This window comes from Vibrio tasmaniensis, assembly GCF_024347635.1.
Lineage (GTDB): Bacteria > Pseudomonadota > Gammaproteobacteria > Enterobacterales > Vibrionaceae > Vibrio > Vibrio tasmaniensis.
The window spans coordinates 1,258,038-1,284,012 of sequence record NZ_AP025511.1 but is presented as its reverse complement, the minus strand read 5'-3'; the positions used below and the strand labels follow the sequence as shown (position 1 = coordinate 1,284,012).

Genomic DNA, 25,975 nt, shown 5'->3' with positions numbered 1-25,975 from the left:
TATTGTGCCGCCTTAAGCCCTGCAGCTTGGGGCCAGGAAATGGTCTTGAACCCGACAGGACGTGATATTCAGCTGACCTCTTTACTAAGGATAAGTGACACCATACTGGGGGAAGCGGATATTATCATTACCGCAAACAACGAGATTCTTTTGCCAAAGGAAAGTACGTTGTCTTTCCTTTCGTCTGTCGTCACTAAAGAAGGTATTGGGAAGCTCAATGACACAACAAACGATGAGATGCTTTCTCAGCACCACTTTGAAAACGTAGGGCTGGGACTTAGTTTCGACTTTTCTTCATTGGAATGTATCGTAACAGTACCGCCAGAATTTAGCTTAACCCAACAACTTTCGATGAACGGCGCAGATGATTTTTATAACTATGCTGAGCCAAGTCTGTTAAGCGGGTACGTTAACGTGGTCCTTTCCGCCAATGAGAGTCAATATGTCGATCAAAAATCGTCAAGGCAGGATCTCTATCGCAGTCAATTCGACTCAGCACTTAACATTGGTTTTCTCAATTTTGAGTATGAATCCTATTTAGAAAACGGTTCTTCACGAAAGTCACAATATGTAAGAGAAGGATCTCGTCTTAATATTGACTTTGCTCAGCAAGGTACACGGCTTGTGCTCGGTGATATGTATAACAGTGGTCAATCTTTTCAGGACAGTACCGACATACTGGGGATTGGCTTAACTCGAGATTTCACACTCATTCCAACCAGAAATGCACGACCACGAGCCAATCAATCATTCACATTGCAAAGAGCCTCGAATGTCGATGTCTATATAGATGGGATCGCGGTCCAACGATTAACCTTAGGCGCTGGTAGCTATAACCTGAGTGATATACCTCTCGCGCAAGGTAGTAACGATATTGTACTTGTCATTACCGATCGTTCTGGGAATGAAGAGCGTATCGAATTTTCTATTGCGACGGGTAACGACTTACTCAATAGCGGTGAATTTGAATATAGCATTATGTACGGAGCACCCTCTGAACTCCAAAATGGACAATTAGAATACCTAACCGACGAGCGTATTTTCCATGGTTATATCGATGTGGGTATTAACCCTTGGTTAACGTTAGGTACTAACTTTCAAACCCGTGAAGATCTATACCAATATGGTACCACCGCACTCATTGCTTCTAGATGGGGAGTCACTGAACTCAATGCTTCACGTAGCGAACACCCTGCATTTGGAACTGGCGAGGCTTATAAAGTTGCGTTCGATGCGGAATTATCCAGTAAGAATACACTTGCTCCACAACTGAGTGTTAGTTATGAGTATCTGAGCAACAATTTTACCGGTGTTACTGGGTTTGACGCTTCCGATAAAGACATCAACTTAACCACTCACTATGCTTCTGCATTCGGATCGATTTATCTAGGTCGGTCTTTACGTGCCGCGATGACTGTCAATTACCGTTCAGGAATAGACAAAGAGAATGACTATTGGCTAATTAGCCCGAGTTTATCAGACGGACTGTTTGATACTCCCGCGACTTGGAGTGCGCGTGTTAGCTATCAAGATCACGCCAGTAAAGACGATGACATCAGCACCACGGTCACCATAAGTTGGCCTCTCAGCCGAAAAACTCGTGTCGTCGGTCGTTACAGTACAGAGCTCAAAGAAGCCGCCTTAGATTATAGCTATCAGAATAATATAGGTAACACCGGAGGGATATCGGGGTTTGCGAGTGTCATTACGAATGAAGAAACGGACGTCGATATGGACGCTGGAGTTAATTATACGGCAAACCGTTACGAATTGAGTGCGACCCATGCCTCGCGACTTGACGACATTAGTGGTGACACAAGAAACCACAGTACCGACGTGACCATCAGTAGCGCGCTTGCGTTTGCAGGTTCATCGGTGACGATCGGCAGACCAGTCCGAGAAGCGTTTGCCATTGTCAGCAAACATGAAAGCCTGACAGAGAATGACGTAGCATTAGACCCAACAAAAGATGGACAGTACGCGCGCGTTTACCTTAAAGGAGACGCAAAGGCCATGGTCCCTGATCTCGTTGCTTATAATGGCCAAGTCATCGGTTATGAGGTCGATAACTTACCACCGGGATATGACTTGGGTGATGGTGCTTTTTGGGTTAAGCCTGACTATAAGCGGGGCTACCAACTACAAATTGGCTCCGATGCTGTCTTAACCGTGATTGGCAAACTATACGATCGTCAAAGTAACAATCCAATTTCACTTGTCGCAGGTGTTGCACATTACCTTGGCGACGCTAAACAGTTACCGATTGACTTCTTTACCAATCGGAACGGCATATTTGCAATATCTGGATTAAAGCCAGGGAAATATCAGCTGATCCTTGACACTAAAGGACAAGAGTCAGCCGTCATTACTCTCAGCGAGCGCAGTGACAACTTGATCAGACTAGGAGATGTGTATGTGGATTAAACAACTTCGGTGGGGAGGATGGTTCCTCATCGCCATAAATTCTGTATCCTCTGTATTAGCATGTGAAGCTAGTGCATTGACGATTCAACCCGTCTCATCCCAGTCGCAATACGACGTTTTCAACACTGGTAATTACGCAACAATTAATACTTATCGAATCGATGCGAATATAATTGGCGAAGCCTGCAAATTGAGTTTGGTTTTACAACTTAACGATACCAGTCGGACGTTAAAAGGGGTAAACCAAGACAAACTCAACTTCGAGTGGAGTGGACAAGTGGGTGTACCAATCGCGAATCAGTGGCATTTATTATTAACCGACAGTCAACCTTCGACAACCATACAAATGCGTTTCCCAAGCAAACAGTGGCTAGCGTCAGGAACCTACCGGGGGATTTTAGAAGTGTCGCCCTCTTATACCTCAGACAACCAACAAATAGAGATCAGCCCTAGCTCACTCCCAGTATCCGTTACCGTGCCACCAGCTGCAAAAGTTCACTTTTATGGGTTAACTCAACAGCATTATGACCTTGATCTAGGAACATTATATTCAAACAAGATTATTCGCTCTGCACCGAACCTATGGGTGCAAAGTAATACAGCGTATACCATCGTATTGGAATCATCCCATCAAGGGATGCTACGTCATGAATCTGATGAGACAAAATGGGATATTCCATACGAACTTTCCCTAGATAACGATAGAGTAAACCTCGGTCAACTTGATGCAAAAATTCAGCGTATTTCGGCTACGCTCGGTCAACCTATTCCTTTGAGTTTTGTAATTGGGGAAACAGAGAACAAACCGGGAGGAATATATGACGATACATTACAAATTTCTATAGAACCCCTCCTTTCACAGCAGCCTTAAATATGTAATTATATAAATCCTGAGATATGCAACGCAATTATATAAAACCTAGTATCATATAATCACAACACGATTTGTCAGTTTCGGAGTAAAGTATGCATAACAGTAAAAATAATTTAAAGCACATGCTCCTAATTGGCGATAACGGTATAAATAACCAGTTTATTCAACGAGAAATAGAGAAATACAGTGACTTTTGTTTTAGTCGCGAATGTATTTCAGGCATTGAACGTTCGAATCATCGCAAGACGTTTGATGTCATTCTCATTAGTTACTTACTCTTAGCTGACATCAAAGATGTTTACATCACCTTATCAAAAGTAGAGTCCAACAAATGGGTAATCTATGACGTTCCCTCTGATATTACCGGACAGAGTATTACCGTAATGCAACTATTCAACATGTTTAATATAAAGGGCATAATCTATCAAGATGCTCCTGTAGAACACCTTACACGTTGCTTGAAAACGGTTTGTGATGACGACCTATGGTTACCGAGGAAGTTAATGTCGCATATTTTATCCAATGCGCGCTCTCATACATTCAAGTCACAGGTAATATTATCTAGCCTTACGAAAAGAGAAGCTCAAATATTTAAACGACTTATCAGAGGAGAAACAAACTTAGAGATATCAAATGAACTATTTATTTCAGAAAGTACAGTAAAAACGCATGTATATAACATATATAAAAAAATAAACGTAACCAACCGAAAAGAAGCAATAAGAAAAGCAAATTTTATCAATAGTTTAGAGACTATTATACAACCAGGCATGTAGTTAATATTTGAGTCACAAATATAGAGACATCGGATTACAGTTATTTTACAACATACCGCATTATAATTTAGCCCCTTAAAAATAGGCGCTTCTATTATCCCCCTCCATCATAGAATCACAGTTAGACTGAACAACGAAGTTTAAATCATATCATCAGAGACTTAATTACATTCTGCCCTCTAAGAAACGAGTAGAGTTTGTGGACTCACAAAACATCACTTCTGAAACCCTCGATTTTCCTAGCAGAGCAAAAGTCTGCTGAGTGCTTAACAATATTTGGTTTTATAGCCATTCAGACTTGAGCTTCCCCTTGGGGTAAGCTTTATCGTTGTGTTTTGTCCGGAGCAAAAGCATGACTTACCAATCCTTCGCTTTACTATTACTGACTCTTTCCTCTAGCCTTCACGCCTCTGATTTTGGCGATCCTGAACTGGGCAAAGTGAAGTCACCAAGTTGCGTTTTCTGTCATTATCCCACAGGGGAAACAACTAACGCAGATTACCCCAAACTTTCTGGTCAAGATCCAACTTACCTCTATAACACAATGAAAGCTTACCAAAACGGAGATAGACAAGGCGCTTACGCTGAGATGATGCAAACACAACTGAGTAAGCTCAATGATCAAGACTTGAAAGATATTGCTGCTTTTTATGCTTCACAACAGTAACGGAGCTCACCTTCATTAGGTCAATCTAAGCTAAATAAACATCACAAATTCTCCTATACTTCAAGCAAAGTCACTGAGCTCATTGAAGGTCGCGATAGATATACCTTTACACGTATCATCCAACCCTTACAATGTGCAGCAAATATATTTATCAAGGTTTATCTCTATGTCTATTCAATGGTTTCCGGGTCACATGCATAAAGCCCGTAAAGAAATCGAAGAAGTTATCCCACAGGTTGATGTGATCATCGAAGTACTGGACGCTCGTATCCCGTTCAGTAGTGAAAACCCAATGATCTCTTCACTGCGCGGCGATAAGCCTTGTGTAAAAGTGCTAAACAAGCGTGACCTTGCGGATCCTGAACTTACTCAACGTTGGATTGAGCACTTCGAGAAAGAGCAAGGCGTTAAAGCGATTGCGATTACGACTAGCGTAAAAGAAGAAGTTAACCACGTTATGGAGTTAGTGCGTAAACTGGCACCACACCGTGAGCAAATGGGCAAGAACATCCGCACTATGATCATGGGCATCCCGAACGTGGGTAAATCGACCATCATCAATTGCTTGGCTGGACGTACCATTGCGGTTACTGGTAACCAACCAGCGGTAACTCGTCGCCAACAACGCATCAATCTGCAAAATGGCGTGATTCTTTCAGACACTCCTGGAATTCTATGGCCTAAAGTAGAAAATCCACACAGTGGCTTCCGCCTGGCTGCAACCGGCGCGGTAAAAGATACAGCAATGGAATACGATGAAGTGGCATTCTACACAGTAGAGTACCTTGCAAAGCAATACCCTAACCTTTTGCAAGAACGCTACCAAATTGAAGAGTTACCAGAGTCTGACATCGAGTTGATGGAAGCGATTGGTCGTAAGCGCGGCGCGCTCCGAGCTGGTGGACATATCGACATTCACAAGTGCTCGGAAATCCTACTTCACGAACTGCGTAACGGTACATTAGGCAAAGTGACTCTGGAACTACCAGAAATGATTACTAAAGAGTTGGTCGAAGTTGAAGAAGCGGCCGCACTGAAAGCAGAACAACAAATTAAGAAGAAAGAAGAGCGCCGCAAGCGTTACTTGAAGAACAAGCGTTAATCTCTCTTCGTTTAAAGAAAAACCACATGGTGCGACTAAACGCCAAATAATTTAAGCGTCTACTCGAATCAAAAAAGCCCCGAGCACTTTAATACTCGGGGCTTTTGTCTTTGTTCTTCAGGTTTAAAGCAACTTAACTAGAAGCTACTGTTGAAAAAGGAACGATTAGTCAACGTGAAGCGATTAAGAATACACAACGCTTGCTGTCTTCTGTTCAAGTTCAATAGGAGAACTCCAAGAAATCACTTTTTCTTTAACTTGACTACCACATGGTGCATTCCAAACTTGCTCTAGCTCTTCTTTACCACCAATCGCTTGGTAAAACGCAATGGCTTGGTGATTTTCAGACATCACCTCTAAGTACAGTCCTGAGTCCGAATAGTATTGCTGTAACCACTTCGATAATTCAGACAATAAACGCTTACCAACACCACGACCGCGGTAATTATTGTCGACATGTAACGCATCAATGAACGTACCACGCTCAAAGTTATGATTACCAAACGCACAGACAAAACCAACCAGTAAACCACCCTCTTCAAGCAATAAAACATGTTGGTTAAAAGGAGGATTAATCAAACGAGTCTGCCAAATAACAGATCTGTCCTCCAAAACATCATTTTCTAAGTAATCATCAGCAAGAATGCCACGGTAATATAGCTTCCAGCTATCCGCGTGTAATTGGGCAATCCGCTCATAATCTTTATATTCAGCTACCTTAATTTCCATTTATTAGCCCTTAGTACTTCCATTTATGACTTGCTACTACATTTCACACTACCTTTATACAATATTTAAGCAAAACATACTAATGCACGTTTACACTTTCAATCTTGACTTACACATGTACGCTGATATTCTAGCGCACAGATGTAAGCTCAATGGAAATTTGCTAATGAATAGTGCCGACAAACAATCTACAAAAAAGCCGCCATTAATCTGGCTCAACATTTTTGTGTTCTCTTTTAGTATGCTGCTTGCTGTTGTTGCAGCTCCCGTTTATGGCTACTTTTTTGGCTATGGCATGGAGCACTGGATATGGTTAGCGATCTGCTTTACGTTCTGTAACCTTTCTATCACGACGGGTTATCACCGCTTATGGTCACATAAAGCGTTTGAAGCGCATTCGAGCCTAAGATTCCTGTTTGCATTAGGTGGCGCATTTGCCCTGCAGAACAGCGCGTTACACTGGTCTTCTGATCACCGTGTGCACCACAAGCATGTCGATAACAACGACAAAGACCCATACTCAGCAAAACGTGGCTTTTGGTACTCGCACATTGGTTGGATGATTCGTAACTACAGTACCTCAATGTACGAAAACTATGAAAACTGTCGTGACCTGAAGAAAGATAAGATCGTAATGTGGCAGCACAAGCACTATGTTCTTCTGGCGTTGATCATGAACTTCGGTGTTCCTATTGCATTGGGCGTGATTTACGGTGACGTGATTGGCATGTTGTTAATCGTAGGTGCGGTTCGTTTGGTACTTAACCACCACACAACATTCTTCATTAACTCTCTTGCCCACATCTGGGGTAACCAACCTTTTACCGACAAAAATACGGCCCGTGATAACGGTGTGTTAGCAGTACTCACTTTTGGCGAAGGCTACCACAACTTCCACCACATCTTTGAGAACGATTACCGCAACGGCATCTACTGGTGGCAATACGATCCAACAAAATGGTTGATCAAGAGTGCTTCTTTGATGGGACTGGCAAGCAAGCTTAAGAAAACCCCTCAAGCTCGTATCGAAAAAGCAGAAGCATCAATGTTACTTAAACGCACGCAGCAAAAGATCATGCATCGTGCCGACAAGCAACAAATCGCAGACAAACTTCAACAAGAATTCGATGCTCTAGTATCAAACATGAACGAGTATTACGAAGTCAAAAAGCAGCTACTTGAAAGCAAACGCGAAGATGTTGTGAAGAAGTACGAACACTCTCTACTTAAAGTTCGTTACCAACAAATCAAAATGAATTTTGAGCAACAGAAAAAAAATTGGGCAATGATAGTGGAACAGTATGCTTAAGATAGAACAATATACTTAAGGTAGGATAGTCCGCTTAATGTACCAGTAACGACACTGCTTAACTCTTATCTGAAGCCCTCATATTACTATGAGGGCTTTTCTAATAAGGGTGTCCAATAACCACTAGCTTAAAGCTCTCGAGTATGAATTGTGGACTTCAAGAACCATAGTTATTGGATTTCAGAACTCTTTCTTCAATCTGAATTTATACTTATATTACGTGAAGTTATCGAGTTTAAAGCCGAGGAATTGAAAATGAGCAAACTGACTATTATTGCAACGATCGTCTCTAAAGAAGACAAAACTGAGTTTGTAAAAGCTGAGATGATTAAATTGATCGATAAAACCCGTGTTGAAGACGGCTGTATTAACTACGATCTGCACCAAGATAACAGCAACCCTGCTCACTTCGTTTTTCATGAGAACTGGGAGTCTGAAGCTCATCTAGAGAAACACTTAGCGAGCCAACACATCGCCGAGTACATGGCTGCGACTGAAGACTGTATCGAAACCTTTGTGCTTAATAAAATGACGCACATTGCCTAACCAGTCACTCAGTACTGATTCAATAAAAGCCCTGCTCTCAACGCAGGGTTTGTCTTTTGTACAAACTTATATCTACTCATTCTACTTATAAAAAAACCGCCACCCTCACCGCCTTTCTCATATAAACACCCATTTCGTTACACGTTTCTTTTCAACACACAACAAACCCCCACGCCTTATAAAACAACTCCACCATATGCAACTAAAACAAGCAAAGGTGATCCAAGTTATATTCTAGCCAGCCCTAAAATTTGTTTATTAACATCCAAACAACAGTAGTTAATCAATATTTACAACCACAATTAACATCGAAAAAAATGTTTGTCTTAGATCATAGCAACCTCAAGTATGTCTCGTGCCACAGTGCAGTTTTCTGTACATTCATTGTCATATTCTGAAACACTTTCTTATATTTTTTAAACTTTGTGGAGATTTCTATGTTAGAGCTCTTGATCGGATTAGTGATTACCATCGCTGTTGGTTACTTTATTGTGAAAGGCTATAAAGCGGCAGGCGTGTTACTGACTGCTGGCCTTGCCCTACTTCTTATTACTGGCCTTATCGGTCACACAGTCTTACCAGCTAAGGTCGCTTCAACAGGTAACATGGTTACCGACTCACTAGAATTTGTTAAGTACATGCTTCAGTACCGTGGAGGCGGCCTAGGCATGCAAATCATGCTTCTTTGTGGTTTTGCTTCTTACATGACGCACATTGGCGCTAACAACGTAGTAGTGAAACAGTTCTCTAAGCCGCTTGCTGCTATCAAATCTCCATATGTACTTCTTGTTGCGGCTTACATCGTAGCGTGTCTAATGTCTCTAGCAGTGAGTTCTGCAACAGGCCTTGGTGTGTTACTGATGGCGACCCTATTCCCAATGATGACGGCAATGGGTATTTCACGCCCGGCAGCCGTTGCAGTTTGTGCATCACCTGCAGCAATCATTCTTTCACCAACTTCTGGTGATGTGGTTATCGCAGCAGAAAAATCAGGCATGTCTCTTGACGTGTTTGCCGTTCAAACGGTACTGCCAGTTTCTATCTGTGCGATCATCGTGATGGCAGGTGCCGCTTTCTTCTGGAACAAATATCTAGATAAGAAAGAAAACACACCTATGGAAAAAGTTGACGTTTCTGAAATCGAAACAACAGCACCCGCTTTCTACGCTGCACTTCCATTCCTACCTATTATCGGTGTTTTCCTATTCAACGGCCGCACGATTCCAGGGCTTTCACTTGATATCTACACCATTGTGGTAGGTTCAATCTTCGTGGGCGCAGTTATTGATTACGTTGTTAAGAAGTTTGACGGCGAGAAAACATTAGAAGATTTAGATTCTTGCTACCAAGGCATGGCTGACGCGTTCAAAGGCGTAGTAATGTTGTTGGTTGCGGCAGGCGTATTTGCTCAAGGCCTAATGTCTATTGGTGCGATTGATAACCTAATTGGTCTTGCTGAAGCGGCTGGCGCTGGCGGTATCGCGTTAATGCTTATTCTTACTGGTCTAACAGTTGCGGCTGCTATCGCGACAGGTTCTGGTAACGCACCTTTCTATGCATTCGTAGAGCTGGCTCCATCACTGGCTGCAAAAATGGGCTTGAACCCAGCGTTCCTAATCATCCCAATGCTTCAAGCATCTAACTTAGGCCGTACCATTTCTCCAGTATCTGGCGTAATTGTAGCGACATCTGGGATGGGTAAAATTAGCCCATTTGAAGTCGTAAAACGTACTTCTGTTCCAGTAATCTGTGGTCTTATCACGGTTATCTTCGGTACGTTAGTATTGGTTCCAATGGCGGCTTAATAAACAAACTATCTAGACAGAGAAAAACTGAGACACAGATATAAAATGCCCTAACAAAAAGGCGCTGAACTTAATAAGTTCAGCGCCTTTTTATTTCATCTTATTTTAGAAGATTCAAAACCCTATCTATTGGAGTATGACACTAGAAATGTCTCACAAGAGCTTTAAACAGCACGGCTTTAAATAGTGTTATTCAAAGGACCAAGCCCTACTTCATGTCACCATAGCGTTCAAGATAAAGAACGGTTGCTGCGGTACGAGAAGGCACTTGCAGCTTTTTCAACAAACTCTTCATATGTACCTTAACTGTCGATTCAGAAATAAACAGGTGATCGGCGATCTGCTTGTTACGGTAACCTTTCGCGACTTCTTGAAGAATTTGCATTTCACGTTCAGTCAATTGGTCGAAGATATCATTTCGACTGTCAGCATCATTCAAATAGCGAGCTACCACACTGCTGTATGCCTTATCGCCGCTATGGGCTTGCTTAAGCAGTTCAATCAGCTCATCGGGTTCAGTGTCTTTCAACAAGTAACCATCAGCGCCCGCTTTAACAATCGCTTCGATATCCGCAGGGCTATCAGAAACCGTTAAAATAACGATGTTAGCGCTTGAACCATCTGTGCGAAGTGCTTTCAAGGTATCTAGGCCAGACATGCCTTTCATATTAAGATCCAACAGGATCAAATCAGGTTCTTCTTCATGGGCAAGAGCGACCGCTTCAGTACCGTTACTAGCTTCTGCAATCACTTCAAATTCATCTTCAAAGCTCAGTAATTGGCTTATGCCTCTGCGCATCAATGGATGATCATCAACCAGCATTACTTTACAAATAGTCAACTTTAACTTCCTTCAAACTTTTATATTTCAATATGACTGTACAGCCTTCACCTTGAGCCGCTTCAATCGTTAAGTCACCATTCAGTCTTGCCGCACGCTCCTGCATAATACTCATTCCGTAGTGGTTCATCTTCGAACTACTTGGGTCAAAGCCATCTCCATTATCTTTTATCACGACTAATACTTGTCCGTCCTCATCGATACAGCATACATCTATCAAGTCGGCATTGGCGTGTTTTATTGCGTTTATTGTTGCTTCACGAATCAATTGAAGCAAGTGAACCTGACTGTGTGCATCAAGCTCTAACGATGAAAGGTTATTAGTTAATTTGATCTTCGCATCGGTTCTTTCACTGAGTTGCTCTAGCATGGTGCTCAAAGCATCTCCAAAGCTACCCTCTTTGATGGATAACCTAAATGTGGTGAGTAGCTCTCTCAATTGAGTATAGGCACCCGCTAATCCATTCCCTAGCTCAGATGCTATCTGCTCTGACTGCTCTCTATGTTTATGTTCCGGAAGTTTACCAATCACACGCTTCAACAATGTCACTTGGATTTTTAAATACGACAGCGATTGGGCCAAGGAATCATGCAGTTCACGCGCAATCGTCGCTCGCTCTTCCATAATAATAAGCTGCTCAGCTTTCTTTTGAGCGCGATTATAGTAGATAGCTCTCGATAACAATTGGATAAAACTCTCAATTAACGTCTTAGTCGAATGACCATGATGATATGAGCAATACAGGTAGCCCAAAACAAGTTCGTTATCATCCAGTTTCATTTCAAACTTTTCATAGTCGCAAGTCGGGTCGTACCCTTCATCCATAATCAAAGAACGTCCCGAATTATCGACGATTTCTAACCTTAGCGATTCAATCCCTTCTAGGCTGACCAAGTGCTGCAAAATAGCTCGGAAATTTTCTGGTGCAACACGCGTTACCGTGAGTTCTTGAGAAGAATAGTAGAGTGCTTGCAATGATTGGTTAGCATTTTGCAACTCAACCGTTTTGGCATCGACAACATCTTCAAGGTTTCGATACAGCACCCCTAAGTCTTTCGCCATCGAGTTAAATGTTTTGGTCAAAATGCCCAGTTCATTATTGTTGGTAACCTCTAACTTAACCTCAAAATCACTATTTTTGATTCTCTGGCTAGCTCTCACGAGAGCGTGTAAGGGCTTAACAACTTGTTTACGTACAAAATGAACAACAAAAAGAGATATGACGAGTATGCCACCTAGACCTATACCACCAGCCCATGCCAATTTAATTAATTTATTTTCTGAAAATTCTTGTAACTTAAAAACAAAGCGGTCGATTTCAATAACAAAATTTTTAACCAACACAAGGTAATGTTTTCGATCTTCGCTATTTAAGACCTGCTTCAATTCGTGCCAACGACCAATTATTAAATAATAATCATTTGTAATATCAGTTGGTACTTCCCAACTCACTAAATTAGTCATTGATGTGGAATAAAGCGAACTTTCAAATTCACGAATATGTGAATCATAATCGACTGATTCTATTTGAATATCATGCGCTAAGCGGTAGCTTTGCATACGCATTGAGCCTGCCACGTTAACGGCTTCGGCATCGTTAAGGCTAGACGCCAATGTAAAAATAGCAAAACCAGTGGTGGCAACTGAAAGGAGCAATATTAATAATAATGATTTCGCTATTGTACTCGTCACAGATGAAACAGGTTTAATAAGCAATGTTAATATCCTGAAGGTATATAAGTGGCTATCTGAAACCCATTGTCACACATCAAAAAACAGAGCTCCATTCAATATGTGACCAAACGCTTCATAATTTATTGATCTAAGACAATATAGGATCCTATTTAGCCCTTAAGGGGTATTTATACAAATATTTCTAAAACTACACTACTTGTGAGGATAAATGACAAGATATTAACGAAACAATGACCTACAATTACAACATCTTAGCAACATTAATGGGCATTTAGTGGTAGACCTATCGAAACGACGCCTATTTTCTAGGCGAAAAGTAGATTCAAGCCAGATTCGATTGCCTTGGATTAACAGTCTAGAAAGCTTTGCAGATGATTGTACACGTTGTGGCAAATGCATCGAAAGTTGCGAGACACACATCATCATTGTTGGCGACGGTGGCTTTCCTACTGTCGACTTCTCAAAAGACGAATGTACATTCTGCTATCAATGTGCAGACGTTTGTCCTGAACCAATTTTTAAACCCAAGGAAGAAACGCCTTGGCTGGCAAAAGCAGCTATCTCTGATAAATGCTTAGCACAACAAAATGTTGAATGCCGAAGCTGTGGTGACATGTGTGAACCTATGGCGATTCAATTTCAACTTAGAGCAGGCAGTGTTGCTCTACCAAAAATCGAGTTAGATGAGTGTAGCGGTTGTGGAGCCTGCGTAGCAGTTTGCCCTACTTCGGCTATTCTTGTGAGTAATGCATAAAACAAAAATAACGAGAGCAATTTATGGCACTAAATGAAGTGCATATATCAAGTTTAGTCGTGCATGTGAGCCCAGAGCATCTAGACGAGATCAAAGCACAAATCGAGCAATACGATAATGCGGAAATCTACGGCAGTAGCCCTGAAGGCAAAATCATCGTGGTCCTAGAAACCGAGAACCAAGGTTTTGTTACGGACACCATCGAAGAAATTAATAATATTACGAACGTTTTAGGGACAGCTTTGGTTTACCACCAAATCGAGACTGGACTAGACGAAACGGATTTAGAAACTGGAAGCAACAATTCTCAACTTGAGGGTGAAGTATGAAAATGACAAGACGCGCGTTTGTGAAAGCAAACGCAGCTGCATCAGCGGCAGCCGTTGCAGGTGTAACTCTACCAGCAACAGCAACCAACCTGATTGCTAGCTCAGATCAAACAAAAATTAAGTGGGATAAAGCGCCTTGTCGTTTTTGTGGTACGGGCTGTTCGGTACTAGTAGGTACTCAAAACGGCAAAGTGGTCGCGACTCAAGGCGATCCAGAAGCGCCTGTAAACAAAGGCCTTAACTGTATTAAAGGCTACTTCCTTTCAAAAATCATGTACGGTAAAGACCGTCTTGAACAGCCTCTTCTTCGTATGAAAGACGGTGAATTCCATAAAGATGGTGATTTTGCACCAGTATCTTGGGACAAAGCTTTCGACGTAATGGCTGAGAAATGGAAAGCCGCTCTGAAGAAGAACGGTCCAACAGGCGTTGGTATGTTCGGTTCAGGCCAGTGGACAGTAATGGAAGGCTACGCAGCAGTTAAGCTGATGAAAGCGGGCTTCCGTTCAAACAACATCGATCCAAACGCTCGTCACTGTATGGCATCTGCGGTAGGTGCATTCATGCGTACTTTCGGTATCGATGAGCCAATGGGTTGTTACGACGACTTTGAACACGCAGATGCATTCGTGCTGTGGGGTTCAAACATGGCAGAAATGCACCCAGTACTATGGACTCGTATTACAGACCGTCGTCTAAGCCACCCACACGTTAAAGTAAACGTACTGTCTACTTACTACCACCGTTCTTTCGAGCTTGCAGACACAGGTTACATCTTCGAACCTCAATCAGATCTTGCGATTGCTAACTTCATCGCTAACTACATCATTCAAAACGATGCGGTTAACTGGGAATTCGTGAACAAACACACGAACTTCAAGCAAGCAACGACAGACATCGGTTACGGCCTTCGTGACGATGACCCACTACAGAAAGCCGCTGCGAACCCTAACTCAGGAAAAATGACTGATATTAGCTTCGAAGACTACAAGGCTTCTGTTGCTGAATACACCGTTGAAAAAGCATCTGAAATGTCAGGTGTATCTCAAGATGACCTTATCAAGCTGGCTAAGCAATACGCAGATCCAAACATTAAAGTAATGTCACTTTGGACTATGGGTATGAACCAACATACTCGTGGTGTATGGATGAACAGCCTTGTGTACAACATCCACCTTCTTACAGGTAAGATTTCTACTCCAGGTAACAGCCCATTCTCACTAACTGGCCAACCATCTGCGTGTGGTACAGCTCGTGAAGTTGGTACGTTCTCTCACCGTCTACCTGCAGATATGGTGGTTGCTAACCCTAAACACCGTCAAATTTCAGAAAAAATCTGGAAGCTTCCAGAAGGTACTCTAAATGGCAAGCCTGGTGCTCACGCCGTTGTTCAAGACCGTATGCTTAAAGACGGTAAGATCAACGCTTACTGGGTAATGTGTAACAACAACATGCAAGCTGGTCCAAACATCAACACTGAACGTCTGCCAGGTTACCGTAACCCAGATAACTTCATTGTTGTTTCGGACCCATACCCTACAGCAACTGCACAAGCGGCCGACCTTATCCTTCCAACAGCAATGTGGATCGAAAAAGAGGGTGCATATGGTAACGCTGAACGTCGTACACAAGCTTGGTACCAGCAGGTTAAAACCGTTGGTGATGCTAAGTCTGACCTATGGCAAATCATGGAGTTCTCTAAACGCTTCACTGTTGAAGAAGTGTGGGGCGAAGAGCTTCTAGCTAAGGCACCTGAGTATCGTGGTAAAACGATGTACGACGTGCTGTACAAAAACGGCAACGTTGATGCATTCCCACTGTCTGAAGCACAAGAGCTTAACGACGACGCTCAAGCTCAAGGTTTCTACGTTCAAAAAGGTCTATTCGAAGAATACGCAGCCTTTGGTCGCGACCACGGTCACGATTTAGCACCTTACGACACTTACCACAAAGTCCGTGGCCTACGTTGGCCTGTTGTTGACGGTAAAGAAACACTGTGGCGCTTTAAAGAAGGTTCAGATCCATACGCTAAGAAAGGTTCTGGTTGGGATTTCTACGGTAAACCAGATGGTAAAGCTCTTATCATCAATGCTCCTTACGAAGCGCCACCAGAAGTACCAAGCGACGAATACGACATGTGGCTATGTACAGGTCGTGTTCTTGAGCACTGGCACACAGGTACTATGACTCGTCGTGTACCAGAACTTTACAAAGCAGTACCGGATGCACTTTGTTACATCCACCCTGCTGACGCTAAAGCTCGTGGCCTTCGCCGTGGTGATGAAGTTCTTATTGAAAACAAACGTGGTGAAGTACGCGTTCGTGTTGAAACTCGTGGTCGTAACCGTCCACCACAAGGCTTGGTATTCGTACCATTCTTTGATGCAAGAATTCTGATCAACAAGTTGATCTTGGATGCAACGGATCCTCTGTCTAAGCAGACGGATTACAAGAAGTGTCCAGTTAAGATCACTAAGGTTTCTTAAGAGCCAAGCGCTTTTCGAACCTAGATACAAGATCTAACGTATTTAATATTGTGACTATTTTTTCATCACTTTTTGAAGGAAGTAGTCCACTCAAAGAATTAGCCTTTAGGCGGAGAAATTAACCATGAAAAAACTGATTACTGCCCTACTATCAGCTGGTCTTTTGCTAGCTGGTGCAGTTCAAGCTCAAGCTGAGCTGGATAACCCAGGCGGCATTGGTGGCGTAGAATCTCTACGTGGTGCAAGTGAACTTGAAGCAACTCGCGCAGCAGATGACTTCAAAAAGTTTCCTCGTGACCAAGTACTTGAGAGTGACTACGTATACCAACCACCTTTAGTACCTCATACTATTCGTAGCTATGAAGTGTCTCTTAACGCTAACAAGTGTCTTGCTTGTCATAGCTGGAAAAACGCAAAAGAAATGGGTGCAACTAAGGTGAGTGTAACTCACTACATGAACCGCGAAGATGCGGTACTTGCTGATGTTTCACCTCGTCGTTACTTCTGTCTACAGTGTCACGTACCTCAAGCTAATGCTAAACCGCTAGTTGAGAACGAGTTCAAACCTGTAGATTCACTGCGTTAATCGTAGCCGGACTGTAAGAGAGGCTATATATGATAAAATTACTTAAAGCGTTTTGGAAAAGACTCGCGACACCAAGTAAAGCAGCGGTAGGCGTTGTTTTATTCTTGGGTTTCTCGGGTGGTCTTTTGTTCTGGGGTGCATTCAACACGGGTATGGAAGCAACCAATACGGAAGAGTTCTGTTCTGGTTGTCACGCACCTATCGTTGCTGAAATCCAAGAAACAATTCACTACTCTAACCGTTCTGGTGTTCGTGCTATCTGTTCAGACTGTCACGTACCTCATGAGTGGACAGATAAAATTGTTCGTAAAGTTCAGGCTTCTAAAGAGCTATACGCACACTTTATTGCGAAAACCATCAATACTGAAGAAAAGTTCAAAGCACGTCGTGCTCACTTAGCAGAACGCGAATGGGCTCGATTGAAAAAGAACGATTCACTTGAGTGTCGTAACTGTCACCAGTTCGATTACATGGACTTCTCAGAGCAGAGCCCTCGTAGTGCGAAACAACACTCGACAGCGCTGGCTTCTGGTGAAAAAACGTGTGTAGACTGTCACAAAGGTATCGCACACAAACTACCAGACATGCACGGCGTTGAAGGCTGGCAATAAGGAGCGATTGAATGAGTACTTTAGAGAACGTAATTTGGCACATCCTAGGTTACAGCGCTATGCCAGTTATCATTCTTGGTGGCTTTGCAGGTGTTGCAGCCGTATCTCTTTGGCTTTTATCTATGACTAAAGACAAAGAAATCGATTAAGAATCGAAGAGTACGTCAACTATTATCAGCTAATTTAAATCCATTCTGATATGGGTTGACTCTAAAAGCCACTGATTTCAGTGGCTTTTTTAATATCTGACGTTTTGTCTTTTTATTATAGGTAGCAGCCTCCCAACCTCACCTCTTTAGTCACATCTACAATACAAAGTCCCTTTCTACAGAACCCTTTAGATAGACACTTCGGTTAGAAAAGAACGGTTAGTAACGAACAGCTAGTTTTCTCAACTACGCCACTGCCACTTAACCGTTGTAAACAATATCGCTAAGATCGAAGCGTAAGTCGGTTAAATTTCGATCTTTTGCTTTTGATTTCATGTGTTTCAATATTGATTTCAGGTGTTTTGAGTAAATAAATCAACAATTTGACTAGATTCGTCGCGAAATTGAATTAGAATCACACTGTTTTTGACAACACTTAATTGAATTTAATGCAGTTCGACCTTAAAGACTCAGTAAAAATTTCCATAAACACATTGGTTGTGGGAATGTTTGTTACATCAATTCAGAAAAGTGAGCGTGTTTATTTATCTAACGCTGGACGCGTGTCCTCAAAAAAAGGAATTGATACATTAGTTAATAAAGGTATTAAGTATGTCTGGGTTGACAAGAAACTCTCTGCTAGAGGTTGTAAATTCCACCCAGTTCCTGATGATGAAACGACTGAAGAACAACAAGAAAGCAGTAAAAATCCTCCCAATAAATTGGTCTCTCGAGAAGTAAGACAAAAAAATGCAGCGCGAATCATCCAAGAAGCGCGCGGTCTTGCTCAGAAAATTATTACGGCAACATTTGATTCGCATACGTTTGTTGCGGATGAACTGGATGGTTGGGCGGATGAGCTGATTGAATCAGCACTGATTAATTCAGATGCCTTGCAATGTGTTTCGGCATTACGTAAGAAAGATGCCTATTTGCTTGAACATTCCGTCAATGTAGCCACACTTTTGGTCACATTTGGCAAGCATTTGGGTTTTGGCAAAGACCGATTAAAGCCATTGGCTATTGGTGGGATTATTCATGATGTCGGTAAAGTGCATATCGATGATAATGTTTTGCACAAACCTTCTCGTTTAACCGAGGAGGAATTCGCTCACATCAAGCAACACCAAGTATTTGCTAAACCTATCATCAAAAAAATCGAAGGCTTAAGTCAAATTAGCCGTGATATCTGTTTAATGCACCATGAAAAGTTAGATGGTACAGGTTACCCGAATGGACTGAGTGGCGAGCAAATTCCGCAGCACGGCCGAATGGCTTGTATCGTCGATATCTATGACGCATTGACGGCTGACCGTTGCTACAAACGTGGAATGAGCCCAGCAGAAGCGTTTAAAATCATGTTAGGTATGACACCGAATCACTTAGACCGGCAATTAGTGTACAAATTTATTAATTGCATTGGTATTTTCCCTATTGGGGCCATCGTTGAGCTGAGCAATGGCCATCTTGGAATTGTGTGGTCGTCGAATGATGATGCTCCTGTTGAGCCTGTCGTTAAGTGCTTCTATTCAAGAAAAAATAAACGTTTTATTGATGTCAAATATGTTGATCTGAAACACAGCTGGCTTACGATTGTGAAAGCTATCTCACCAGCAAGGGCTGAAATTGATGTCACCCCTTTCTTTTAATAGAGCCAGCTATTCAAGGGTTAAGAGGTCATTCCATGTATGGCCTAGTTTGGTAGATCGGACAATTCTAAAAAGCCACTGATTCCAGTGGTTTTTCTATTTTCAGCCGCTCTTTCATAAACCCTCTACTAGCTCATATTCATATTCAATTTTAATCAGTAATCAAACACTCATTTCACCTCCAATTTACTTGCTGTTAGGTATATCTAGAGATAAATACCTTAGAGTAAGACAGCATGAACACACACCGCCCCCTATCCGCGTTATTACTACTGGGTAGTCTGACCTATCTCACGGGTTGCGCTTCTCTATCACCAACGCCACAAACCAGTTTGAACAATACAACCCAGATCCCTGATCAATGGGAAAGCTCTCAACGATACGTCAACACTACGATGTCGACACAATTGCTCTCGCTGTTTAACAATCAAGCTCTCGCCGATCTGGTTCAAGAAGCCCTCACCAATAACCACGATCTTCATAAAACTGCACTTCGCTTGAAACAAGCTGAACTATTGGCGGCGCAAAGTGATCAATACCTGCAACCGTCTTTAAATACAGACTTTCAAGCTTCTAGACAAAAAACAGAACAGATTCAGAACAGTCACAAACTGTCTTTGAATTTAAGTTGGGAGTTTGACGTTTGGGGGCGTCTAGCTGACGCAGCAAGTGCAGCAAACGCGAAACAACAAGCAACGCAACTCGATTATGTTTACGCACAAAACTCACTCGCGGCTCGCGTAATAGAGACTTGGCTTGATGTTGCCTACAGAGCAAGAGTAATAGGCGTCGAGCAACACTGGTTACAAAGCCTTTCAAACACTGAGAATATTGTACTAGAACAAGTACTCGACGGGTTTAAAGAACAAGCAGACCTCGACACTGCTCGTGCTGCAACATCCAGAGTAAGAGCGAGTTTAGCGGCTAAAGAACAAGATCAACTTATCGCAATCAGAGGCCTTAATACCTTACGAGGTAAGAGCGACACACAGCTTAACCAAATGATTTTCACGATCCCAGAAGTTGAAGCTCCGCCATTACGCCTTCCCGGAGAAATGATTGGATCTCGTCCTGACCTCCTAGCCGCTTACCAACAAGTGCTTGCTGCCGACAAAAGTGCGGCAGTTGCCTATAAAGATCTGCTGCCTAAATTCACGCTGTCAGCCTCTGTTTATCGTAACGGTTCAACACCACACCAGATTATCGACAACCCTTCCTTGTGGAATCTCATTGGTGGAATCAGCGCGCCTCTTCTTGACCAATCATCACTCCAGACCCAAGCCAAAATAGCTCAGCTTCAAGCAGAAGAGAGCTTTGTCGATTACCAGAAGAAACTATTGATTGCCATCAATGAGGTAGGTAATGCTCTAGACAAAGAGTTCTACCTCAAACAACAAGAACAGCATTATCGAGATGCTTTTACATTCTCCAAGGCTAGTATGAAAAACTATCAAAACCTTTACCAGGAAGGGGCCAGTGACGTTTTGGCGCTGCTTATCGCCCAACAATCTATTTACCAATCTAAAATCGAGTTGCTTAACACTCAGCGTACTCGGCTCTCAAACAGAATTACCTTAGGGTTAGCACTAGGAATGGGGGTTTAACATGAAACAGATACTTATTACGGTTTTGGGTTTGCTTAGTATTGTTGCCACTGTAATGTACATCTTAAAGTCAATCCCCGAAGAAACAACGCTAGAACTGGAAGCTCAGCCTAGCCAATATATCAAAGTCACTACGGTCGACATTGCAGCAGGACAACACCATTCCACCATTGAAGGTTACGGACAGGTCATTCCAGAAGAGACTTTATCGCTTACGAGTCAGGTTTCCGGAGTGGTTCTTTCAAAAGCGAAACACTTTAAACTGGGTGAGCAAGTTTCTAAAGGCGACCTTTTATTTCGCATTGACGATTCCAGTTACCAAGTATTGTTGGCTAACGCAGAAAAAGACCTAGCAAACGCACAACTTTCATTTCTCCAAGAACAACGCAAACATCAACGTGCTCAAAAAGAGTGGAAAACTTCAGGTATAAAAGAAGCGCCGAGTCCCCTCGCTTTGCGAGAGCCTCAGTTTAAAGCAGCAAAGGCACTATTAAACGCCGCACAACAAGCAGTTGAAGATGCTACGCAACAACTAAGCAACACGAATATCCATGCTCCTTTTGATGCCATTGTCAGCCAAAGTAACGTCACCACAGGCAGTGTTGTTGCATCCGGAACCTCATTGGGACAGATAAAATCCATAGAAACTGCTGAAGTACATCTTCAGCTCACGGAAGGCGACTGGCAACAGCTCCCCTCTGATTTAAGTGCACTGGCGGTGACAATACAGTCAGCATCAGATTCAGGGCAACAATGGGCAGCTCGAGCGAGTCACCTTTCACTGCTCGTGGAACAATCAACACGTATGCGTAACCTCATATTAAAAATAGACTCCCCTCTTCAACAGCCAGAACCTTTGTTGCTCGGTAGCTTTGTGAAAATAATCATCCCAGGTAAGAGCTACTCTGATAGCTTTGTAGTTTCTTCCTCTTCCATTACGGCGGACGGTAATATTTGGTACGTCAAAGAAGGCCTGCTTCATCGTCACAAGACGCAATCGCTGTTTCAAAATGTCGATGCGATGGGTTTTGATCAGGACAACCTAAATCAGCAAATCACTTTGGTTGTAAAGCCGTTGTCTAGCTACGTGGAAGGGATGCACGTACTAGCAATCTCGGAGAACCCTCAGACAGATAACACAACCAAACTCGCATCCAATCGGAATCACTCAAACCGTGCGACTAAGGGCGAATCGCTTAAAGAGGTGAATGATGGACAATAACCCAAAAACTCATGGCGTTATCGCATGGTTTGTTCACAATCCTGTTGCCGCAAATCTTTTAATGGTTTTGATCATAGTAGCGGGTGGTTTTGCTGTTATCCAATCACGGGTAGAAAGCTTCCCTTCACTCCCCCCGACCAATATTACGGTGAATATCGAATATCAAAGTGGTTCAGCTCGCTCGGCTGAAGAGAGCGTTGCGATAAAGATAGAAGATTCATTGTTAGGTGTGGAAGGTATCAAACAAATACACAGCAGTTCAAATAGTGACGGTGCCACGGTAACCATCACTAAGTCGAGTGGTTATTCACTCGACAAACTGCAGCAAGATGTAAAAAGTGTGGTTGATGCTATTGGCGATTTACCTAGTGAGGCCAAAAAGCCGGTGATCACTCGTCAAGCCGACCTTGAAGAAGTAGTTTCAATTAACCTGTTTGGCGATGTACCTATCAGTGCATTACAGCGTTATTTAGACGAGCTACGAAACAAGCTCCTAGACTCCCCTTTAATACAGAAGGTTGATTACATTGGCCGGAAAGCTCAGCAAGTTTCTATTGAAATTGATGAGGCCAAATTGCAAGCTTTCAGTCTCTCGATGGACCAAATCGTCAACCAGATCAAAGCAGAATCGTTAACCCAAACGGCTGGTCAGCTTAAAGGTTCTCAAGGGACGTTAGTTCTTAAAACGGATCAACAACACCGAAGTGCGAAAGATTTCGCTTCTCTGCCAATCAAACGCACAGCAACAGGACAAACCATCCTCTTGTCAGACGTTGCTCACATTAAATTAGGGCTTGACGACGACGGCACTATTACTCGTTATAACGGTCAGCCATCAGTAGGCTTAGCGGTGAAAATGTATGGTCAATCAAACATTAACCAGCTAGCACAAGAGACTAAATCCATCGTTGATGCTTACCAGTTGACACTGCCGAACGGTATCCACCTTACCCAATGGAATGATCAAAGTGAGCCGATTAAGAACCGCTTATCTTTGCTACTTAAGAACAGTGCTCAAGGTATCGCTCTCGTTGTTATTTTACTGGCTCTGCTCTTAAACATACGCGTGGCTTTCTGGGTTGCCGTTGGCCTACCGGTTACATTTGCCGGAGCAATGGTACTTATGGGGGATTCCTTCTTTGGGCTCACCCTTAATGAATTAACCACCTTTGGCTTCATTATGGCACTCGGCATTGTCGTTGATGATGCCGTTGTAATCGGTGAGAGCATTTACGAACAAAGAGAGAAACACGGCGCCTCCATTGAATCGACCATCGCTGGTGCACAAAAAGTAGCGACACCGACCACATTTGGTGTGTTGACAACCATAGTCGCTTTTATGTCTCTTAGTTTAGTCGAAGGTGAACTCGGGAAAATCTTTGCGCAATTTGCTATGGCGGCGACTTTCTGCCTAATTTTCTCTCTCATTGAATCCAAATTAATTCTTCCAGCTCACCTTGCTCGCGTCAAAATGAAACCGACTTCAGCAAAAGGTATTCCTGCTGTATGGCACCATGTTCAACAGAGTGTTCTGCGTGGTTTCAAATACATTACTTGGCACTTCTACAAACCCTGTTTACAACTGGCTATACGCTATCGTTATGCTGTAATTTGTGGATTTGTTTCTCTGTGTATTTTGGTTGGCGGGTCGCTAATGACAGGCAAGCTTAAATCGGTATTTTTTCCAGAGATCTCTGACAACTTTATCACTATTGAGCTTGCCTTCGAAGATGATGCTGGCTACGGTTTGGTACAACGTGAAACACTTAAAGTTGAACAAATGGCTGCATCATTGAATGATTCATTGGTGCGCCAATATGCGCTGGCTGTACCGCCAATCCAAAGTGTATTGGTAGAAACCACCAATAACAGTTCTCAAATCATTGTTGGTCTTTCGAGCAACACTCAACGCCCAATCAGCGCGGGTGATATCGCTAAAGAATGGCAGGCCATGATCCCAACACTTGAAGGCATAGACAGCGCCAATTTCTTAGCCGATATGATCAGCGATAAAGCGATCAGCATAGAATTAAGAAGTCAAAATCAAGCAACGATCAGCAGCGCAACTCGCGAGTTGACTCATCACCTCAACAATGTAGAAGGTGTGCATGGAATAAAAAGTAGCCTCGCAAATACACAAGCCCAAGTTGATATTAAAGTTAACGAAATGGGGTTAACCATGGGGCTCACCACATCGAACCTCCTACAACAACTCAACATGGCCTATCAAGGTTACGAAGTGCAGCAATTTCAAGAAGGGTCGCATGAAATAAAGGTCAAGATTCAATACCCTCAGGCAAAAAGACAAACACTGGATAATCTCAAATACGCTCAAATTCGCTTGAACAATGGTAAGTTAGTACCACTCAATGCAGTAGCCAATATATCGACTCGATACGTGTCCAAAAACATTGAACGAATAAACCGTAACAGGGTCAATGTGATAACAGCTGATGTTGATAAAACGATCGCCTCTCCAGAAGAAATCGTTGATAAACTTGATAGCGACCTGTTTAAAGAGTTACAGAATAAGTATCGTGATCTGAGCATTGTTCTTTCTGGACAGCAACAAGAACAGGAACAAATATCAAATTCACTGTATAGCGTGTTTGCTATCGCTCTTATCGGCATCTACGCACTGCTTGCTATACCACTCAATTCATATTTTCAGCCACTGCTGATCATGTGTACTATTCCATTTGGTATTGTGGGTGCTTTAATGGGGCATTTAATCCAAGGGATACCTATCAGTATACTTTCTCTGTTTGGAATGCTTGCATTAACCGGGGTCGTCGTGAATGACAGTTTGTTGCTAATTTCACGCTTTAATACAAAGATAATGAGTGGTGATACTGTATACGAAGCGTTAATTGAATCAGGAACGGGACGCTTGCGCGCTATTGTGCTAACTTCTGCAACTACGTATTTTGGCTTAGTACCCTTACTGTCAGAGACATCTCCTCAAGCTCAGTTTTTGATACCTGCAGCTACGTCCATGGGGTATGGGATCTTATTCGCAACAATAATAACACTTATTTTGGTACCCTTGTTATTAATGGTTCAACAAGATATCAAGCAGCTGTATCACAATATCATCACCCAACGATCAGCTTCATTTACTGGGGTCAGGAAAAATGAAATCTAACCTATCTATCAACGTGTTATTAGTTGAGGATGACAAGGAGCTCGCCGCTTCAGTTGCAGAGTTTCTCGAATTTGAAAGTATCAAATGTGACCATGCTTACAATGGGTTGAGTGGCTTTTCGCTCGCAAAACAAAATCACTACGATGTTATTCTCCTTGACCTCATGTTACCTAAAATTGATGGTTTTACTGTCTGTGAAAGACTTCGAGACAACGGTGATGACACACCTATTTTGATGCTAACGGCAAAAGATACACTGGAAGACAAAGAAGCTGGCTTCAATGCTGGCACCGATGACTACTTAATCAAGCCGTTTGCAATGAGAGAACTCGCCTTACGCATCAAGGCACTCTCTAAGCGAAGAAGTAGCCAACAAAAAAGGTTAGTACAAGGTGACTTAGCCTATGATCTAGAAAGCCAACAAGTATCAAGATCAGGGCAAGTCTTAGACTTAAATCGACTCAACCTAATGCTTTTAGAGCTCCTCATGCGCCGCAGCCCACAAGTGGTTAGTCGAAGAGAAATAGAAGAATGTTTATGGCCAAATGACGCACCAGAAAGTAACAACATCAAAGTGCAAGTTTATCAACTGAGACAAAAAATCGATAAACCTTTTGAATCTAAGTTAATTGAAACGGTTGTTGGTCAAGGTCTGAGAATCAAAGAGTAAC

22 protein-coding genes are annotated in these 25,975 nt (G+C 42.6%); 19 read left to right on the top strand and 3 right to left on the bottom strand.

Annotated elements, in window-relative coordinates:
• The first annotated feature begins 39 nt into the window (after nt 1–39).
• The 5 genes from OCV44_RS19960 (at nt 40) to ylqF (ending at nt 5,843) form a co-directional block, all read left to right on the top strand.
• A complete protein-coding gene (locus OCV44_RS19960) occupies nt 40–2,424 on the top strand; it encodes a fimbria/pilus outer membrane usher protein (RefSeq protein WP_139684929.1) in 2,385 nt (794 codons plus the stop codon).
• The gene (locus OCV44_RS19955) at nt 2,414–3,295 is read left to right on the top strand and encodes a hypothetical protein (RefSeq protein WP_139684952.1); all 882 of its coding nucleotides are present in this window, start codon (nt 2,414–2,416) and stop codon (nt 3,293–3,295) included. The genes OCV44_RS19960 and OCV44_RS19955 overlap by 11 nt, the downstream gene beginning before the upstream one ends.
• Before the next feature lie 95 nt (nt 3,296–3,390).
• Nucleotides 3,391–4,074, top strand: a complete 684-nt coding sequence (locus OCV44_RS19950; protein ID WP_139684928.1) for a response regulator transcription factor — start codon at nt 3,391–3,393, stop codon at nt 4,072–4,074.
• 352 nt (nt 4,075–4,426) lie between these two features.
• On the top strand, nt 4,427–4,741 hold the full coding sequence (locus tag OCV44_RS19945; protein ID WP_139684927.1) for a c-type cytochrome: 315 nt from the start codon (nt 4,427–4,429) through the stop codon (nt 4,739–4,741).
• 166 nt (nt 4,742–4,907) lie between these two features.
• Complete coding sequence (gene ylqF / locus OCV44_RS19940; protein ID WP_139684926.1) at nt 4,908–5,843, top strand: ribosome biogenesis GTPase YlqF; 936 nt, start codon at nt 4,908–4,910, stop codon at nt 5,841–5,843.
• A gap of 183 nt (nt 5,844–6,026) precedes the next feature.
• Here ylqF and OCV44_RS19935 read toward each other — a convergent pair whose 3' ends face one another.
• Nucleotides 6,027–6,572: a GNAT family N-acetyltransferase gene (locus tag OCV44_RS19935; RefSeq protein WP_139684925.1), complete on the bottom strand. Its 546-nt coding sequence runs from the start codon at nt 6,570–6,572 to the stop codon at nt 6,027–6,029.
• A 166-nt stretch (nt 6,573–6,738) separates the two neighbouring features.
• On the opposite strand from OCV44_RS19935, the gene OCV44_RS19930 reads away from it, so the two are divergent.
• The 3 genes from OCV44_RS19930 to dcuC all read left to right on the top strand — a co-directional run bounded on the left by OCV44_RS19930 (nt 6,739) and on the right by dcuC (nt 10,232).
• Nucleotides 6,739–7,881: an acyl-CoA desaturase gene (locus OCV44_RS19930; protein ID WP_139684924.1), complete on the top strand. Its 1,143-nt coding sequence runs from the start codon at nt 6,739–6,741 to the stop codon at nt 7,879–7,881.
• A 255-nt stretch (nt 7,882–8,136) separates the two neighbouring features.
• Nucleotides 8,137–8,427: a putative quinol monooxygenase gene (locus OCV44_RS19925; RefSeq protein ID WP_139684923.1), complete on the top strand. Its 291-nt coding sequence runs from the start codon at nt 8,137–8,139 to the stop codon at nt 8,425–8,427.
• A 437-nt stretch (nt 8,428–8,864) separates the two neighbouring features.
• Nucleotides 8,865–10,232 carry an anaerobic C4-dicarboxylate transporter DcuC gene (gene dcuC / locus OCV44_RS19920; RefSeq protein ID WP_139684922.1) on the top strand — a complete coding sequence of 456 codons (1,368 nt, stop codon included), beginning with the start codon at nt 8,865–8,867 and terminating at the stop codon, nt 10,230–10,232.
• A gap of 208 nt (nt 10,233–10,440) precedes the next feature.
• Here the strand turns inward: dcuC and OCV44_RS19915 are convergent, their stop codons facing one another.
• Both OCV44_RS19915 and narQ read right to left on the bottom strand, forming a co-directional pair.
• Nucleotides 10,441–11,073 (bottom strand): response regulator, encoded by a 633-nt coding sequence (locus tag OCV44_RS19915; RefSeq protein ID WP_009845450.1) that lies wholly within the window; start codon nt 11,071–11,073, stop codon nt 10,441–10,443.
• Nucleotides 11,060–12,790: a nitrate/nitrite two-component system sensor histidine kinase NarQ gene (gene narQ, locus OCV44_RS19910; protein WP_139684921.1), complete on the bottom strand. Its 1,731-nt coding sequence runs from the start codon at nt 12,788–12,790 to the stop codon at nt 11,060–11,062. Before narQ ends, OCV44_RS19915 begins: the two co-directional genes overlap by 14 nt.
• A gap of 253 nt (nt 12,791–13,043) precedes the next feature.
• Here narQ and napF point away from each other — a divergent pair, with 253 nt between their 5' ends.
• The 11 genes from napF to OCV44_RS19855 all read left to right on the top strand — a co-directional run bounded on the left by napF (nt 13,044) and on the right by OCV44_RS19855 (nt 25,974).
• The gene (napF, locus tag OCV44_RS19905) at nt 13,044–13,523 is read left to right on the top strand and encodes a ferredoxin-type protein NapF (RefSeq protein ID WP_139684920.1); all 480 of its coding nucleotides are present in this window, start codon (nt 13,044–13,046) and stop codon (nt 13,521–13,523) included.
• A gap of 23 nt (nt 13,524–13,546) precedes the next feature.
• Nucleotides 13,547–13,852, top strand: a complete 306-nt coding sequence (locus tag OCV44_RS19900; RefSeq protein WP_009845453.1) for a chaperone NapD — start codon at nt 13,547–13,549, stop codon at nt 13,850–13,852.
• Complete coding sequence (gene napA, locus OCV44_RS19895; RefSeq protein WP_139684919.1) at nt 13,849–16,338, top strand: periplasmic nitrate reductase subunit alpha; 2,490 nt, start codon at nt 13,849–13,851, stop codon at nt 16,336–16,338. The genes OCV44_RS19900 and napA overlap by 4 nt, the downstream gene beginning before the upstream one ends.
• A 124-nt stretch (nt 16,339–16,462) precedes the next feature.
• Nucleotides 16,463–16,924: a nitrate reductase cytochrome c-type subunit gene (locus OCV44_RS19890; protein ID WP_009845455.1), complete on the top strand. Its 462-nt coding sequence runs from the start codon at nt 16,463–16,465 to the stop codon at nt 16,922–16,924.
• Between the two features lie 29 nt (nt 16,925–16,953).
• Nucleotides 16,954–17,535 carry a NapC/NirT family cytochrome c gene (locus OCV44_RS19885; protein ID WP_009845456.1) on the top strand — a complete coding sequence of 194 codons (582 nt, stop codon included), beginning with the start codon at nt 16,954–16,956 and terminating at the stop codon, nt 17,533–17,535.
• 11 nt (nt 17,536–17,546) lie between these two features.
• Nucleotides 17,547–17,684 carry a TIGR02808 family protein gene (locus OCV44_RS19880; protein ID WP_009845457.1) on the top strand — a complete coding sequence of 46 codons (138 nt, stop codon included), beginning with the start codon at nt 17,547–17,549 and terminating at the stop codon, nt 17,682–17,684.
• 449 nt (nt 17,685–18,133) lie between these two features.
• Nucleotides 18,134–19,333 (top strand): HD-GYP domain-containing protein, encoded by a 1,200-nt coding sequence (locus tag OCV44_RS19875; protein ID WP_139684918.1) that lies wholly within the window; start codon nt 18,134–18,136, stop codon nt 19,331–19,333.
• A gap of 395 nt (nt 19,334–19,728) precedes the next feature.
• Nucleotides 19,729–20,937, top strand: a complete 1,209-nt coding sequence (locus tag OCV44_RS19870; RefSeq protein ID WP_139684951.1) for a TolC family protein — start codon at nt 19,729–19,731, stop codon at nt 20,935–20,937.
• A gap of 1 nt (nt 20,938) precedes the next feature.
• Nucleotides 20,939–22,159 carry an efflux RND transporter periplasmic adaptor subunit gene (locus OCV44_RS19865; protein WP_139684917.1) on the top strand — a complete coding sequence of 407 codons (1,221 nt, stop codon included), beginning with the start codon at nt 20,939–20,941 and terminating at the stop codon, nt 22,157–22,159.
• The gene (locus OCV44_RS19860) at nt 22,149–25,304 is read left to right on the top strand and encodes an efflux RND transporter permease subunit (protein ID WP_139684950.1); all 3,156 of its coding nucleotides are present in this window, start codon (nt 22,149–22,151) and stop codon (nt 25,302–25,304) included. The genes OCV44_RS19865 and OCV44_RS19860 overlap by 11 nt, the downstream gene beginning before the upstream one ends.
• On the top strand, nt 25,294–25,974 hold the full coding sequence (locus tag OCV44_RS19855) for a response regulator transcription factor (protein ID WP_139684916.1): 681 nt from the start codon (nt 25,294–25,296) through the stop codon (nt 25,972–25,974). Before OCV44_RS19860 ends, OCV44_RS19855 begins: the two co-directional genes overlap by 11 nt.
• The last annotated feature ends 1 nt before the right edge of the window (nt 25,975 follow it).

What these genes read in the sequence shown, in the direction of transcription:
- OCV44_RS19925 (WP_139684923.1), top strand. Translation starts at nt 8,137, where the DNA reads ATGAGCAAACTGACTATTATTGCAACGATCGTCTCTAAAGAAGACAAA.
- OCV44_RS19880 (WP_009845457.1), top strand. Translation starts at nt 17,547, where the DNA reads ATGAGTACTTTAGAGAACGTAATTTGGCACATCCTAGGTTACAGCGCT.
- ylqF (WP_139684926.1), top strand. Translation starts at nt 4,908, where the DNA reads ATGTCTATTCAATGGTTTCCGGGTCACATGCATAAAGCCCGTAAAGAA.
- OCV44_RS19855 (WP_139684916.1), top strand. Translation starts at nt 25,294, where the DNA reads ATGAAATCTAACCTATCTATCAACGTGTTATTAGTTGAGGATGACAAG.
- OCV44_RS19950 (WP_139684928.1), top strand. Translation starts at nt 3,391, where the DNA reads ATGCATAACAGTAAAAATAATTTAAAGCACATGCTCCTAATTGGCGAT.
- OCV44_RS19945 (WP_139684927.1), top strand. Translation starts at nt 4,427, where the DNA reads ATGACTTACCAATCCTTCGCTTTACTATTACTGACTCTTTCCTCTAGC.
- dcuC (WP_139684922.1), top strand. Translation starts at nt 8,865, where the DNA reads ATGTTAGAGCTCTTGATCGGATTAGTGATTACCATCGCTGTTGGTTAC.
- OCV44_RS19890 (WP_009845455.1), top strand. Translation starts at nt 16,463, where the DNA reads ATGAAAAAACTGATTACTGCCCTACTATCAGCTGGTCTTTTGCTAGCT.
- napA (WP_139684919.1), top strand. Translation starts at nt 13,849, where the DNA reads ATGAAAATGACAAGACGCGCGTTTGTGAAAGCAAACGCAGCTGCATCA.
- OCV44_RS19935 (WP_139684925.1), bottom strand. Translation starts at nt 6,572, where the DNA reads ATGGAAATTAAGGTAGCTGAATATAAAGATTATGAGCGGATTGCCCAA.
- OCV44_RS19860 (WP_139684950.1), top strand. Translation starts at nt 22,149, where the DNA reads ATGGACAATAACCCAAAAACTCATGGCGTTATCGCATGGTTTGTTCAC.
- OCV44_RS19930 (WP_139684924.1), top strand. Translation starts at nt 6,739, where the DNA reads ATGAATAGTGCCGACAAACAATCTACAAAAAAGCCGCCATTAATCTGG.
- OCV44_RS19900 (WP_009845453.1), top strand. Translation starts at nt 13,547, where the DNA reads ATGGCACTAAATGAAGTGCATATATCAAGTTTAGTCGTGCATGTGAGC.
- OCV44_RS19960 (WP_139684929.1), top strand. Translation starts at nt 40, where the DNA reads ATGGTCTTGAACCCGACAGGACGTGATATTCAGCTGACCTCTTTACTA.
- OCV44_RS19870 (WP_139684951.1), top strand. Translation starts at nt 19,729, where the DNA reads ATGTCGACACAATTGCTCTCGCTGTTTAACAATCAAGCTCTCGCCGAT.
- OCV44_RS19885 (WP_009845456.1), top strand. Translation starts at nt 16,954, where the DNA reads ATGATAAAATTACTTAAAGCGTTTTGGAAAAGACTCGCGACACCAAGT.
- OCV44_RS19875 (WP_139684918.1), top strand. Translation starts at nt 18,134, where the DNA reads ATGCAGTTCGACCTTAAAGACTCAGTAAAAATTTCCATAAACACATTG.
- OCV44_RS19955 (WP_139684952.1), top strand. Translation starts at nt 2,414, where the DNA reads ATGTGGATTAAACAACTTCGGTGGGGAGGATGGTTCCTCATCGCCATA.
- OCV44_RS19865 (WP_139684917.1), top strand. Translation starts at nt 20,939, where the DNA reads ATGAAACAGATACTTATTACGGTTTTGGGTTTGCTTAGTATTGTTGCC.